This window comes from Flavobacterium panici (genome assembly GCF_024499525.1).
Classification (GTDB): Bacteria; Bacteroidota; Bacteroidia; order Flavobacteriales; family Flavobacteriaceae; genus Flavobacterium; species Flavobacterium panici.
In genome coordinates this window covers 1,520,772-1,535,152 of the sequence record NZ_CP100437.1, presented here as the reverse complement: position 1 = coordinate 1,535,152, position 14,381 = coordinate 1,520,772, and the positions used below count along the sequence as shown (strand labels likewise).

Here is a 14,381-nt window from a genome sequence, read left to right as displayed (position 1 = left end):
ATTAATTTCCTAACTGCAATTGATTTTTAACCAATTCAAAATAATTTCCTTTCTGTTCCACCAATGAGGAATGCGAGCCTATTTCGATAATTTTCCCTTTTTGTAAAACCACAATCTGATCTGCATTCATAACAGTACTTAACCTATGCGCAATTACAATTACAGTTTTGTTTTTAAAGAAAATGTCCAGTTTCCGCATAATCTCTTTTTCATTATTAGCGTCTAAAGCTGATGTGGCTTCGTCAAAAAATAATATTTCCGGATTTTTGTAAACCGCTCTCGCAATTAAAAGTCTTTGTTTTTGTCCGGTACTCATTCCTGTTCCTTCTGCTCCAATTTTAGTATTGTAACCAAGAGGAAGTTCGCTAATATATTCTTTAATATTGGCAACATCTGCAGCATAAACCAATCGTTCTTTATCCACTTTATCTACTCCAAAAGCGATATTATTAGCTATTGTATCACTAAAAATATAACCTTCCTGCATTACAGCTCCAATATTGGATCGCCAGGCTTTCTGCGAAATGTTTTTCAACTGTGAGCTGCCAATATTGATTTCGCCTTTTTCAGGCTCATAAAACTTAAGAAGCAGTTTCATTAAAGTAGTTTTTCCGCTTCCGCTCACACCCACTATTGCAGTTACTTTATTAGCCGGAATCACAAGACTTAAATCATCTAAAACCGGAATATCCGATCCTAAATAACGATATGAAAGGTTTTTAATTTCAATATTAGAATCATACGGAACATCATTTGTTTGATGAATTTCCTGCTGGGTTTCATCTTCCTTTTCATGAATTTCAGATAATCTTGCCAGAGATATTTTAGCATCCTGCAATTCTCGCACAAATTCAATAAGCTGTGTAATTGGGCCATTTAAACTTCCTACTATTGAACTTATAGCCAGCATCATTCCTAACGTTATCGAGCCGTCGATTACCAATTTTGCAGATAAAAAAATGATAAAGATATTTTTTAACTCGTTAATTACGGAAGATCCTATAGATTGTGTCTGCTCTAAAACCAATCCTTTTATCGAAACTCGAAATAATCTTGCCTGTACATATTCCCAGCCCCAGCGTTTTTGTTTTTCGGCATTATGGAGTTTTATTTCCTGCATACCGTTAATGAGTTCCATTACTTTGCTTTGTTCCTGAGAAACTTCAGCAAAACGTTTATAATCTAAAACTTCTCGTCGTTTTAAAAACAGTGTAATCCATCCAAAATAAAGAATACTGCCCGCAAAAAATACTAAGAATATCTTTAAATTAAAGTAGGCCAAAACACCACCCAAAACAAACATATTGATTACAGAGAACAGCACATTTAAAGATGATGTGGTCAGTATTTTTTCGATTCTGCGATGATCGTTGATACGCTGCATGATATCTCCTGTCATCCTCACATCAAAAAACGAAATAGGCAGATTCATTAGTTTAATAAAGAAATCTGAAATTAGAGAGATATTTATTCTGGTTGAAAGATGCAGTAATATCCAGCCTCTGATAAGCTCGAGACCAGTTCTTCCGGCAAAGAGAAACAGCTGCGCAAAAAGAATTAAATAAATAAAATGGATGTTCTGATTTTGAATTCCCACATCGACAATACTCTGGGTCAAAAACGGAAAAATAAGCTGCAGTAAACTACTCGCCAAAAGTCCAATACTCAGCTGAATTAAAAAGGATTTATACCGAAGTACGTATTGAGACAACATTCCAAAACCTAAACCTTTATTGTCTTCTTTATCAAATTCTGACTGAAAGAATTTTGGTGTGGCTTCTATAAGTAAAGCAATACCTTCTTTGGTAGAATCATCGGCATTGTTTCCAATCCAGAATTTAAGAAAATCTTTTTTATTATATTCAATTAGTCCAAAACCGGGATCTGAGATATAGTAGGTTCCTTTTTTTATTTTATAAAGTACAACGTAATGATTTTTGTTCCAATGCAGGATACATGGCAGAGGTGCTTCTTCGAGTCTTTCTGCATTTAACTTTACACCCAGAGTCCTAAAACCAATTTTCTCGGCAGCATCGCTTAAAAAAAGCAAATTACTTCCTTCACGAGTTGTCTCGCTGCTGTCGCGCAACTCCTGAATGTTGATTGTTTTACCATAATGTTTGGCTATAATCTTTAAACATGTAGGTCCGCAATCTTTAAAATCTGCCTGTTTATAATTGATGAATTTTTTCAATTCTGATATTTGGGTTTATTTTACAGCAATATTATACAAAATTTCTTAAAAATATAAATGAAGGTTTAATTAAATAGGATAATTAAGGTTTTTTACAATTAAGCCTGATACAAAATAAGAAAGATTTATTTTTCGCAGTCTTATGTTGATGACAAAAAAAAAGAGAGAATTTCTTCTCTCTTAATATTCAATTATATTTTAGTAATACCAATTTCTCTAGGAGATGGCACTTGATCAGCCCTAACCAAATAAAACCGATCCAAGTGACCAATTATCCTGAGAATCCCGACACCAATCATCAATGTTGGGATAAATTGCTCAATGTTCCACGATCGAGCGCCTACAAATTAAAAAAAACATGACTAAATTTTAAAAAGGCTTTATTGTATATTACTTTAAATAATTTAAAAAATTGGCAGCAAAGTCAATTAAATTCTTTGCTGAATTCTACTCTAACAATAACCGTACTGTTTTAATTCAATTCTGAAAAAAACTCTGTACAATCATCATAAACTATTATCGAATTTGCATCACATTTAGATGATATTTCTTTACTAAAGATATCAATGATAGTTTTTTGCTCACTAGCACTTATTTCTTGTGTGCCTTCCAGGTTTAATATATTTTTTAGCATAACTGTAATTTTTTAATTGTTAGAGAATTTATCAAATGTCAAACTAGGCAATTCTTTCTAGTACTGTTGTTTCTTTTTCCTCGACAAAATCGTTTAAAAAGTATTTCAATTCGCTTAATTCGTATTCATTAGGAAACAATCTTTCGTTAACAATTTTTATCGGAGTGTAATTAAAGTTGTTTTTAGAACACCACTCATATTGTTTGTTTATTTCCTGATTTATCATCATGCTGACATTATCAACATTCCATTTTTTTAACCATTTTTTCAAACTCATTTTTTTAATATGCCAGTCTGAAATGGCTTCAACAGTTTTTCCCGGAGTTGATCTGTTTATTGTTAAAAGTCTTTCAACAACTGCTTTATATGGATTGTCTGCATTTTCAGGATTAATGTTGAATAAAACACTTAAATATATTTTATCCGGAAATTTTAAAACTAAGTCAAAAGCTTCCTGAAACGTTTTATGACAATGAACACAACTCGGACTTATAATTATGGCCAGTTTTACAACAGCACTTCTGTTTCCAAAATTTAATCCCCTTAAATCTTCAAATCCATTTTGATGCGAAACTTTTTTAGATAAAAAATTCAGCAGTGAATAGTTTCTTTTGAACTTTTTAAGCTCCTTTAAAGAGTTTTCATTATTTAGAACATCTTTAGCAATTGATTTTACAACAAATGCAATTGGTATTAAAAGAATTAAAGAAAACAAAAACGGAAAAATGGTACTGAAACTAAAACTTAACGTAAACAAGTCTGATGAAAACCAAATTATACTTTGTGTAAATATTAAAAAGGAAACCATTAAACACATTACGCACCATCTTTGAAGTTCAAATTTTTGAATCCAAATTGACGATACAATTATTGGAATCGCTAATAGACTTAAAAATCCAACAAAAATTGACGAGTTAGCAGGTTGTACTAATATTGAAATAAAACTTGCTCCAAAAAACAAAAGCGGTAAGTCTGAAAAACTAATCCATCTATTTTCATAATTCTCGCTAAAACTCAAAACAGAGTTACAAGAAGAATTTGTACTTAAATTGCAAAAGTTTGTAATAAGATTGTTCTTAAAACCAAGTTTTTCCTGAACAATTAAAATACTCACAATTAATCCTAAGGCTGATGTCAGCAAAAACACAGTGCTAAAAATACTGTATGAACTGTAAAAAAATGATAATCCTGCTACTAGTATAAAAGGTATAAGATATTTTAACCAGTTTAATTCAACTTTTAAATTTTCTCTTGCTACTACATTATTCGGTTCAATTGCAACAATTACTCCATTCCAGTCTAAAAGAAATTTCTCGTATGAAATTTTTTGAACACCTTTTTTAATTGTATTGATTCTAACAAAATCTTTTGCCTTTTCAACTAAGATTAATTCCTCTTTAAAATAAGCTAAAAAGTTTGTTGGTAAATCAACTATTTGTTCCTTTGGAACTCTTATTGCAGCATTCTCTATAGACAACAAATCAAACGAATCTGTTATCGCAAATAAACTTGGATAATTAGGGTGTGAAAGAAACAAGTCTTTAAACTCGTTTTTTACATCCGAATATCTGTTTATTTGTAGAAATTTTTGGATAAGTTTTAGCATCTTTGAAACCTGTTTTAAATCGAATTACAGTACAAATATTACTGTTTTTATTCGAAAAAAATTGCTCAAAGCACACATTTTATATATTATACTACATACAATTTATAAATTATAGTAGTTATAATCTAATCATAAATAACTGATTTACAATTAATTAATCTTTTATTGGTTTCAAAAAAGAGTTTAAAACCCAATTCTCGATCAAGAGGTTTGCATTTTCTTTAGTTTTGATAAATCAGTAACCGTAACATGTAAAAAGATGGCAAATATTAAATTAAATTTCGAAGATTTTGAGACAGAAAAGTTATCAAAAAATCAACAAAAAATGGTAGTAGGAGGAGATCCAATACCGGGACCAGTTGATCCTGGGAAAGGTGGAGGAAGTGGTACTACATAAAATTCGTACCTTATTATTAAGTGTAAATCACTAATAAATAAATTCTAAATGTTATTCGCAAATTGAGCTGGAGATACTCCAGTTCTTTTGCGAAATGACTTAGCAAAAGATACTGCATTTTTAAAGCCCACACTTTCGGCAATAGCCTGTGTTGAATATTTTCGATACATATGGTTTGTGATCATCTCATTAATCACATAATTGATTTTTAATTCATTTGAATATTCCCCAAATGATTTACCAAATCTCTTATTTACAACATAAGATAAATAGGTTGTATTTGTTTTTATCTTTTTTGCAACATACGACAACGTAAAATCGGCATTTAAGTATTCTAGTTTATTTTCAAGAGCTAATAGTTTTTCTACTATTTTATTCTCTTTTGCCTCATCAATACTTAGCGTAACATTCTCTTTTTTGAGATGAATTTCTTCCATCTCAAACATTTCTTCTTCAAGAATTTCTTCAGGCACAATTTCAGAATTGTTTTTCTTCTCAATATTTGCTTTAAATTCTTCTATTAAAGCATTCATTTTTTTATGTGCTTTGTTTTTATCCCTTATATTTTTAATTAATAAAAAGACAATTGCCACAAATAATAAGACATAAAAAACTTTTAAACCTCTGCTTAGAAAAACTTCATTTTTATATTTTTTCTCTATACTAACCATTTCATCTGTTAAATCATCTACACCTTGCTTATAGTTAACTTCAAGGGCTTCTGTATTTAACTTTGCTTCAAATTTTTCATAATTATCCAGATAAATTCTCGAATGCTTATAAGCAAGTTCCGGTTTTTTCTGAATGTTATAAATTTTGGCCTGATAAAAATTAGATTTGAGATAATCTATTTCATTGACTTTTGTTATTTCTGAAAGTGAATCGCATTTTTTAAAGAAAACAAGTGCTTTATCATACTTTTTTGTAGTAAAATAAACATCTCCCAGATTATAATTTGCAACGCATAAAATGTCTTTTTGATTGTTTTGATTCGACAAAAACACAACATCATAATAAGTTTTTTCTGCGTTTTTGTAATCTCCTTTCCAATTATAGATATTACCTAGGCTCAATTTTGCCTTTATTTTATTTTCAGCAAAATTTTGGGAGTAATTTATAGATTTTTTATAAAAATATTCTGCAGAATCCAGCAAGTGTTTTTTACTTACATTTTTCATGTAGTAGCTTTCATAAGAGCTTCCTAAACCAGTATTGACATTACTTTTATAATTCAACAGTTGCTCTTTGGTAAAAACACTTTCATTTTGGTCAATAAAATCATTAAGCTGCTTTAAATTCCTGATGGCCAGTTGATAATTCCCAACTCCTTCATTAATTAATGCAATATTAGCTTTGAATTTAAATATCTGTTTGACATCATTAATCTGCATAGAAAGCTTAATTCCCTGCTGATAAATTTCAAGAGCTTTGCTAAAATTCCCTCTTTTCCATTCAGATAAGCCTCCATAATTGTATATATAGGACTTTAGTTGTGTTTTATCTCGGGATTCAGGCATTTTTTCTAAGTAAAAAAATGCTTTTTTATATTTTTCCTGAGATTGTTTTACATCTCCTTTCATTTGCAGCAGGCTTGATATCGCTGCATTTGCAAAAGCTAAATGTTTATTATTATTAGATCGTGCTAATTGATTAGCGTATACAAGGGCGCTATCGACATTTGCATTAAAGTTTAGTCGAATTTTATCCTGCAATATAAGATACTCCTCTTCAGTCAGTGCATTTATGTGTTGTGCAAATGCAGTATTAATAACAAAAAAAAGTACAAAAGAGATGATCAGCCTCATTCAATTTATGTTTTTTTGGAATCTCAAAATTAGGTTATAAATTATCAATAAACTAAAATTAATCCACCTTATTTGTGATTATTTTTTAACTAATGTATAAAAATATAACAATTTAACTTTGTTTTGTTATATTTTTATTGCGTAAATTTGTTTTGTAAAATTACTCAAAAATGAAACCAGACTTATTTCAAGCTCCAGATTATTACAACCTTGACGATTTGTTAACAGACGAACATAAATTAGTTCGAGAATCTGCACGTGCGTGGGTTAAAAGAGAAGTTTCTCCTATTATTGAAGAATATGCTCAAAAAGCAGAATTTCCTAAGCAAATTATAAAAGGACTTGGAGAAATTGGCGGATTCGGGCCTTATATTCCTGTTGAATATGGAGGAGCCGGTTTAGATCAAATTTCTTACGGCTTAATTATGCAGGAAATTGAAAGAGGAGACTCTGGTGTAAGATCGACTTCATCAGTACAATCTTCTTTAGTAATGTACCCAATTTGGAAATACGGAAACGAAGAACAACGTATGAAGTATTTACCAAAACTGGCTACTGGTGAATATATAGGATGTTTTGGATTAACAGAACCAGATCACGGTTCTGATCCGGGAAGTATGATTACCAATTTTAAAGATATGGGAGATCATTATCTTTTAAATGGTGCCAAAATGTGGATTTCAAATGCTCCCTTTGCAGATATTGCTGTTGTTTGGGCAAAAAATGAAGAAGGAAGAATTCACGGTTTAATTGTAGAACGCGGCATGGAAGGTTTTACAACTCCAGAAACTCATAATAAATGGTCGCTTCGCGCCTCTTCAACCGGAGAATTAATTTTTGATAATGTAAAAGTTCCAAAAGAAAACCTTTTACCAAATAAATCTGGTTTAGGAGCTCCGCTTGGCTGTTTAGATTCAGCACGATACGGAATTGCCTGGGGAGCAATTGGAGCGGCAATGGATTGTTATGATACGGCTTTAAGATATGCTAAAGAAAGAATTCAGTTTGGAAAACCAATTGGAGGAACTCAATTACAGCAAAAAAAATTGGCCGAAATGATTACCGAAATCACAAAAGCACAATTATTAACCTGGCGTTTAGGCGTTTTGAGAAACGAAGGAAAAGCTACAACAGCTCAAATTTCGATGGCAAAACGTAATAATGTAAATATGGCGATTCAAATTGCGCGTGAAGCCAGACAAATGTTAGGCGGAATGGGAATTACCGGTGAATATTCAATTATGCGCCATATGATGAACCTGGAAAGTGTTATAACTTACGAAGGAACTCACGATATTCATTTATTGATTACCGGAATGGATGTAACTGGAATTCCAGCATTTAAATCATAAACATCTATTAAAATATATATAAAAACAATATAAAAAAGCTTCTTCTAACCGAGAAGCTTTTTATATTTGCCCCAAAATTTACATAAATGAATATTGAAACTATAAACAATAGCATTCAACCTCAAAAAGAACAGCTTTTAAAACATTCATTATACAATAAAATCCAAACGATTGATGACTTACACAGCTTTGTAGAAAATCACGTTTTTGCAGTTTGGGATTTTATGTCTTTATTAAAAGCTTTACAAGCCAAACTTACTTGTACTACAACACCTTGGTTTGCTACTAAAAACCCTGAAACAAGATATTTAATAAACGAAATTGTTCTTGCCGAAGAAACAGATTTAAGCATCGACGGAAGAAGACAAAGTCATTATGAAATGTATCTTGAAGCAATGGAAGACTGTGGTGCAGACACTACAGAAATCAATAAATTTTTAGCTTCGGTAAATTCGCTTCACAACATTTTTGTTGCTATTAAACAAAGTTCGCTTCATCCTGAAATAAAAGCTTTTCTTGATTTTACTTTTAGAGTTATCGAAGAAGGAAAACCGCATCAAATTGCTGCAGCATTTACTTTTGGAAGAGAAGACTTGATTCCGAATATGTTTACCGAAATCCTAGGCAACTTTCAAAAAAATCTTCCAGATACAGATTTAAGCAAATTGCTTTATTATTTTGAAAGACATATTGAGTTGGATGCCGATGAGCACGGACCAATGGCAATGCAAATGATTACGGATTTATGTGAAGACGATGCGCAAAAATGGAAAGAAGTTGAAGAAGTTTCTATTCTTGCTCTGGAAAAACGCATCGGACTTTGGAATGCCATTGAAGAACAAATTCTAATGAAAACAGAAATGGTCTAAAAACCATAACAACATATTTAACGTAACTATTTGTTTAAACCAGCCAAATTAATTTAAACAAATTATGAAACCGCAATTCAAACAAATAGTTACCGTTATTCTTTCAACATTTTTATTAAGCTGCAGTCCAGAAGAATCTTCTTCAGAAACTCCCGTTTCGCCAAAACCTGTAACTCCTCCTCCAACAACACAAATTCCCACAACGCCTATCTCTAAATCCGTAAATTATCTGGCTTTAGGAGACAGTTATACCATTGGTCAAAGCGTTTGCGAAACCTGCAGATATCCCGAACAGCTCAAAACCAGTTTAAAGGCAATTTATCCTGAAACCAGTTTTTCATTAAAAGTAATCGCTACAACAGGCTGGACCACTAATAATTTACTTACTGCGATAAAAGAGCAAAATCCAGACTCAAATTATGATTTGGTAACGCTTTTAATTGGTGTAAACAATCAATATCAAGGAAGAGATTTTTCTATATACGAAAAAGAATTTCCGGAATTAGTCACAAAAGCAATTGCATTGGCCAAAGGCGACAAAAAAAATGTGATCGTACTTTCTATTCCTGATTATGCTTACACTTCTTTCGGAATGATGTTTGGAACCGACGGCAGAATGAAAATCACCGAAGAAATTAATAAATACAACACCTTTGCCGAAAATTACTGTATGATCAATAACATAACATTTGTTTCTATTACAGATATTACCAGAAACGGATTAATCAATACTAGCCTTGTTGCGAGTGATGGTTTACATCCTTCAGAATCTGCTTATGCAATGTTTGTGGAGCGTATTTTGCCAAAGGTAAAAATGGCTTTACAGGATTAATTTTTTCTTTTAAAGAAGCAGAAATTTAATTTTCAAAAAACCAATTGTCCCGCTATACACTTTATCTTTTGTGGTCTCGTTAAAGAAACGAGCCCACAAAAGGATACCGTTTCTATCGGGGCTAGTTTAGAAATTTATTTCTTTAAGACCTTTTGCCTTGTAGTTTAGATTTTCCGATAAAACTCTCCAACAGATTTACATCAATAATGAAAACCGTATCTTACAAAAACGAGCCTGTTTTTTACTAAAATCTATTTTTCTTTAAAAATTTTTAAATACCTTTGATTCATGAGCACAGCAACAAAACCATATCATATAGGGCGAAAAATTAGCCGTATTCGTGAACTAAAAGACATGAAACAAGAAGCTTTGGCACAAGCTTTAGGAATGAGCCAACAAACTGTTTCGGCTATGGAAAACAGCGAAACCATAGACGATGACAAGCTAAAAGAAGTGGCAAAGGTACTTGGAATGACTGTTGAAGCAATTAAAAACTTTTCGGAAGAAGCCGTAATCAATTATTTTAATAATATTTACGATAATGAAATTAATGGGAGTATTGTTGCGCCACAATCTAATCATTGCAATTTCAATCCTTTAGACAAAGTTGTTGAACTTTATGAACGTTTGGTTCAGGCTGAAAAGGATAAAAATGAGTATTTGGAGAAATTATTAAAAGAGAAATAAATTCTTTTTTAATTATAACATATTGCAATAAAAAAGAGATCTTATCAAGATCTCTTTTTTGTTTTAGTTTCATTAGACAGATTTCAAAATTTATTTGATTTTATATTTTGCTAATAAGGATTCAAAATTTTCGGAGCGTATAAAATTCTGTTTAATCTTGTTAACCTGAATTGCTTCTAAAAACTTCATTTCTACCAACATATTTAAATCTGTTCTTGCTGTGTATTTTGATACCTGAAAACGATTTTCTACTTCTTTTACTGTAAAAATACTTTCAGGTTCATCAAAAATAATTTTCAATAATTGTGCCTGACGCTCATTGACATTGGGAATCCTAATAAAACTTGCAATTTGTAAATTTTCTTTTTGTTTTAACTGAATATACTCTTTCAAAGCTTCAAAAGATTTATCCATTACTTTTAAATGATATGTCATAAAATAAGTCAAATCATTAGCGTCAGCTTCAGTATATAAATAAGCTTTTTCATATTGAGTTTTACTATCCTGAATAATTTTCGAAATAGACAAATATTCGGTAAGCCAATATCCTTTTTTTAATAAATACCAGTAAAATAAAGCACGCGCCGTTCTTCCATTTCCATCAGTAAAAGGATGTATGTAACCTATCATAAAGTGAATTACAATAGCTTTTAGAATTGGATGAATAAAAGTTTCTTTAGTATCTTTATTAAAAAAATCACATAAATCTTGAATCAAACTTTCTAATTCTTTGTTACTAGGTGGCGTATGGACTACTTCTCCATCAACATGATTGACCACATGAACATCATCAGATATTCTGAAAGCCCCTTCTTCTTTTTTATCATCTAAAGTATCACAAGATATTAAACCATGAATATATAATAATCTCTCAGGTGTTAAATCATCATTTCGATTTTGGGTAATCTGTTTGATTGTAACATAATTATTTACAATCATTTGTTCTGACTTTGTTTTTGGCTTTACTTCTTTACGAAGCATTTCTTTTGCCTTTTTACGTGTAGTATTAGCTCCTTCGATCTGACTGCTCGAAATCGCTTCTTCCATAATAGCACTTACCAAATATCTAGTTTTATCAGCATCGGGAACCACATTTTTAGCTCCCATATAACCACCGATATTCATATCAAAATAATGAAGAATTTTTTGAATATAATCCGTACTTACATAATTAAATTGATACTTACCAAAATTTATATTTTTATAATTGACTGCACGGGCCATTTTTACGGCAGACCATAGTTGTTCTGGCTCTAAATCTGGAACTTTTTTATATTTTAGTTTATCCCAATACAAATATTCGTTATTAATCTCTTTGATTTTCAAAACCATATCTGGTTTATTCACCAATGCAAATATCTTTGTAGTGAAGTGCACTTTTGGGGCATTTTCGATCATAATGAACAATTTTACAAAAACAAATATAGATAAAAATAGGGAGATTTTGTTTAAATCTCCCTATTTTTACAGTTTTCCGTAATTACCTTATAGCATCATTTTCTGTAACAATCTTTTTTAGGTTATATTATTACAACTTTATTCATCTGTTAATAATTTATATCCTAAAACCAATAAAAAAAACCTGCGAAAATAATTCACAGGTTTTACTTAAAATTTGCAGAAAGGAAGGGATTCGAACCCTCGATACAGTTACCCATATACTAGCTTTCCAGGCTAGCTCCTTAAACCACTCGGACACCTTTCTATTATTGGTCTGCAAAGAACACAAAAAAAATCGAGTTTCAAAAATAAAATCTAAGATTACTTTTAAATGCTTTTTTTAAATTCTTCCATAAATATTTTTACTGCTTTTTTTTGATAACCACCAATCGTTAGCATAAAAGATTCTCTTTTGGTTGCAACACCGGTAATTTGTATCGCTTTGAGCTGATCCCATCCTTTTAAAGCTTTTTCAGCCACGATCGTTGCCCAATCACTGTTCTCTACCATTTGCAATAAAGCGTGTATAGAATGCAGTTCTATTGAAATTTTAGGTTTCATATTAAATTTCTGAAATAACTCTTCTACAAATTCTCTCGAATTCGATCCTTTTCCGGGCAATACCAGCGGAATTTCTTCTATTTTTTTAAAAGCTATTTTATCTAAATCTGCTAAAGCGTGGTTTTTTGAAACCGCCAAAACCATGTAAGAAGTAAACAAAGGCACTTTTTGAATTGGCAGTTCAATTTCGTGCGATGAAACAACTAAAACAACATCTAATTGATTATCAAGAAGTTTTTGTTCTAAAGCTTCTGTAGTTCCGTATTCAACAACAATTTTGAGATTCTGGTATTGTTTAGCGAATGTATTGACGATGGGAAGAATTAATAAACCAAAAACATAAGTTACACCAATTCGCAATTCGCCGCCAATCATTTCGTTTAAATCCTCAATTGCCTGTTTTCCGTTTTCTACATTTTCGACTACTTTTTTGGCGTGAATTAAAAAAACAGAGCCCGCTTCTGTAAGCTGTACTTTCTTCCCAATCCGCTTGAACAAAGGCAGGCCGAGTTCTTCTTCTAGTTTTTTTATTTGCTGCGAAAGCCCGGACTGCGTTACAAAACACAATTCTGCAGCTTTTGTAAAATGAAGAACCTCAGCTGTTTTAATAAAGTATTCGAGTTGATAAATTTCCATATTGATAAGTTTTAATACTTATTATCAGTAAAATTATTAATTTTTCTAATGAAATCATAATCCCGACCTTTGTATTAAATATTTAAGATCATGTTTAAAGCGTTAAAATCTAAAAACTTCAAGTTATTCTTCTACGGGCAATCGGTTTCAGTTATTGGAACATGGATGCAGAAAACTGCCATAAGCTGGATGGTTTACAGCATAACGGGATCTGTATTTTTATTAGGATTGACTACTTTTTTAAGCATGATTCCGTCTTTGTTTCTGGCACCTTTAGCAGGAAGTATTATTGGACGTTACGACAGACACAAAGCAATGCTTTTATTGCAGTCCTTAGCGATGCTTCAAGCCGGAGCTTTGGCAATTTTAATTTATTTTAAAATTTACAATATTAACTTTATCCTCGCTTTAAGCCTTATTCAGGGAATTATAAATGCGTTTGACATGACCTGCAGACAAACGATGATGATTGATATTGTTGATAACAAAGAAGATCTCCCAAATGCCGTTGCACTAAATTCAACTTTAAATAATTTTGCCCGAATTGCAGGTCCTGCACTAGCCGGAATTATTCTGCACAATTATGGTGAAGACATTTGTTTTATTGGAAATTTCCTGAGCTATATTCCAGTTTTAATTTCGCTTTTAATGATGAAAATTACGCCGCACATTAAAGCTGTTGATAAATTTAAAATGCTTGAAGATTTTATTGAAGGTTTTGATTACGTAAAAAAAGAAGCCGAAATGGCCAAAATGCTTTTGATGTTAATGTGCAGCAGTTTATTTGTAATTTCTTTTAATACACTGATGCCGGTTTTTGCCAAAGATATTTTTAGCGGAAACGCACAAACTTTCAGCTGGTTTGAAAGCGCTGCCGGAATTGGTTCGATTTTATCTGCGATTTATTTGGCAAATCTTAAAAAATCAGATCATATGAGTAAAATAATGATCGCTGCGAGCTTATTATTAGGTTTTAGCATCATTATACTAGCGTATTCAAATAATTTGACTGTAGCGCTTATTTGCATGGCCTTGAGTGGTATAGGAATGATGGCTCAAACTTCATCCATCAACATTTATGTGCAGACACAAAGTGCTGTAAATATGCGATCAAGAAGTATTAGTTATTATTTAATGGCTTATCAGGGAATGATTCCTGTGGGAAGTTTAATTATTGGATACGTTTCGCACATTATCGGAACCAGACATACGGTTGCTATTCAGGGAATAATTTGTATTCTTTCTGTGATTGTTTATGTGTATTACAAAAATCGTAGTTCTCAAGAAGATTTAGAGACTTGTCCGGTTCATTATAAAGATTCAGAATTTTAATAATTCCAATAAAAAAATTCCAAATTCCAATTGTAC

General features: G+C 31.5%; 12 protein-coding genes and 1 tRNA gene. 6 read left to right on the top strand and 7 right to left on the bottom strand.

Annotation, left to right across the window (positions count from 1 at the left end):
* Window position 1 precedes the first annotated feature (1 nt).
* From NLJ00_RS06840 to NLJ00_RS06830, 3 genes are all read right to left on the bottom strand, one after another.
* Complete coding sequence (locus NLJ00_RS06840) at window positions 2-2,194, bottom strand: peptidase domain-containing ABC transporter (RefSeq protein ID WP_256636677.1); 2,193 nt, start codon at window positions 2,192-2,194, stop codon at window positions 2-4.
* A gap of 472 nt (window positions 2,195-2,666) precedes the next feature.
* Entirely contained in the window at window positions 2,667-2,828 is a 162-nt protein-coding gene (locus NLJ00_RS06835; protein ID WP_165590685.1) for a hypothetical protein, read from the bottom strand.
* A gap of 43 nt (window positions 2,829-2,871) precedes the next feature.
* Window positions 2,872-4,434, bottom strand: a complete 1,563-nt coding sequence (locus NLJ00_RS06830; protein WP_053471502.1) for a vitamin K epoxide reductase family protein — start codon at window positions 4,432-4,434, stop codon at window positions 2,872-2,874.
* 259 nt (window positions 4,435-4,693) lie between these two features.
* On the opposite strand from NLJ00_RS06830, the gene NLJ00_RS06825 reads away from it, so the two are divergent.
* Window positions 4,694-4,831 carry an rSAM-modified peptide gene (locus tag NLJ00_RS06825; RefSeq protein ID WP_180857191.1) on the top strand — a complete coding sequence of 46 codons (138 nt, stop codon included), beginning with the start codon at window positions 4,694-4,696 and terminating at the stop codon, window positions 4,829-4,831.
* Between the two features lie 44 nt (window positions 4,832-4,875).
* Here NLJ00_RS06825 and NLJ00_RS06820 read toward each other — a convergent pair whose 3' ends face one another.
* Window positions 4,876-6,636 carry an AraC family transcriptional regulator gene (locus NLJ00_RS06820; protein ID WP_256636676.1) on the bottom strand — a complete coding sequence of 587 codons (1,761 nt, stop codon included), beginning with the start codon at window positions 6,634-6,636 and terminating at the stop codon, window positions 4,876-4,878.
* Window positions 6,637-6,806: 170 nt separating this feature from the next.
* Between NLJ00_RS06820 and NLJ00_RS06815 the strand changes: the two genes are divergently transcribed.
* The 4 genes from NLJ00_RS06815 to NLJ00_RS06800 all read left to right on the top strand — a co-directional run bounded on the left by NLJ00_RS06815 (window position 6,807) and on the right by NLJ00_RS06800 (window position 10,376).
* Window positions 6,807-7,988, top strand: a complete 1,182-nt coding sequence (locus NLJ00_RS06815; RefSeq protein ID WP_053471504.1) for an acyl-CoA dehydrogenase family protein — start codon at window positions 6,807-6,809, stop codon at window positions 7,986-7,988.
* 86 nt (window positions 7,989-8,074) lie between these two features.
* Window positions 8,075-8,857, top strand: coding sequence for a DUF3050 domain-containing protein (locus tag NLJ00_RS06810; RefSeq protein ID WP_256636675.1), 783 nt, complete (start codon window positions 8,075-8,077; stop codon window positions 8,855-8,857).
* A gap of 64 nt (window positions 8,858-8,921) precedes the next feature.
* Window positions 8,922-9,689 carry an SGNH/GDSL hydrolase family protein gene (locus NLJ00_RS06805; RefSeq protein WP_256636674.1) on the top strand — a complete coding sequence of 256 codons (768 nt, stop codon included), beginning with the start codon at window positions 8,922-8,924 and terminating at the stop codon, window positions 9,687-9,689.
* 288 nt (window positions 9,690-9,977) lie between these two features.
* On the top strand, window positions 9,978-10,376 hold the full coding sequence (locus NLJ00_RS06800) for a helix-turn-helix domain-containing protein (protein ID WP_256636673.1): 399 nt from the start codon (window positions 9,978-9,980) through the stop codon (window positions 10,374-10,376).
* Window positions 10,377-10,466: 90 nt separating this feature from the next.
* On the opposite strand, the gene NLJ00_RS06795 is transcribed toward NLJ00_RS06800, so the two are convergent.
* The 3 genes from NLJ00_RS06795 to NLJ00_RS06785 all read right to left on the bottom strand — a co-directional run bounded on the left by NLJ00_RS06795 (window position 10,467) and on the right by NLJ00_RS06785 (window position 13,013).
* Complete coding sequence (locus tag NLJ00_RS06795) at window positions 10,467-11,774, bottom strand: Fic family protein (RefSeq protein WP_256636672.1); 1,308 nt, start codon at window positions 11,772-11,774, stop codon at window positions 10,467-10,469.
* A 220-nt stretch (window positions 11,775-11,994) separates the two neighbouring features.
* Window positions 11,995-12,081, bottom strand: a tRNA-Ser gene (locus NLJ00_RS06790).
* 62 nt (window positions 12,082-12,143) lie between these two features.
* Window positions 12,144-13,013 carry a LysR substrate-binding domain-containing protein gene (locus tag NLJ00_RS06785; protein ID WP_256636671.1) on the bottom strand — a complete coding sequence of 290 codons (870 nt, stop codon included), beginning with the start codon at window positions 13,011-13,013 and terminating at the stop codon, window positions 12,144-12,146.
* Between the two features lie 90 nt (window positions 13,014-13,103).
* Between NLJ00_RS06785 and NLJ00_RS06780 the strand changes: the two genes are divergently transcribed.
* Window positions 13,104-14,345, top strand: a complete 1,242-nt coding sequence (locus NLJ00_RS06780) for an MFS transporter (RefSeq protein WP_256636670.1) — start codon at window positions 13,104-13,106, stop codon at window positions 14,343-14,345.
* Window positions 14,346-14,381: the final 36 nt, after the last annotated feature.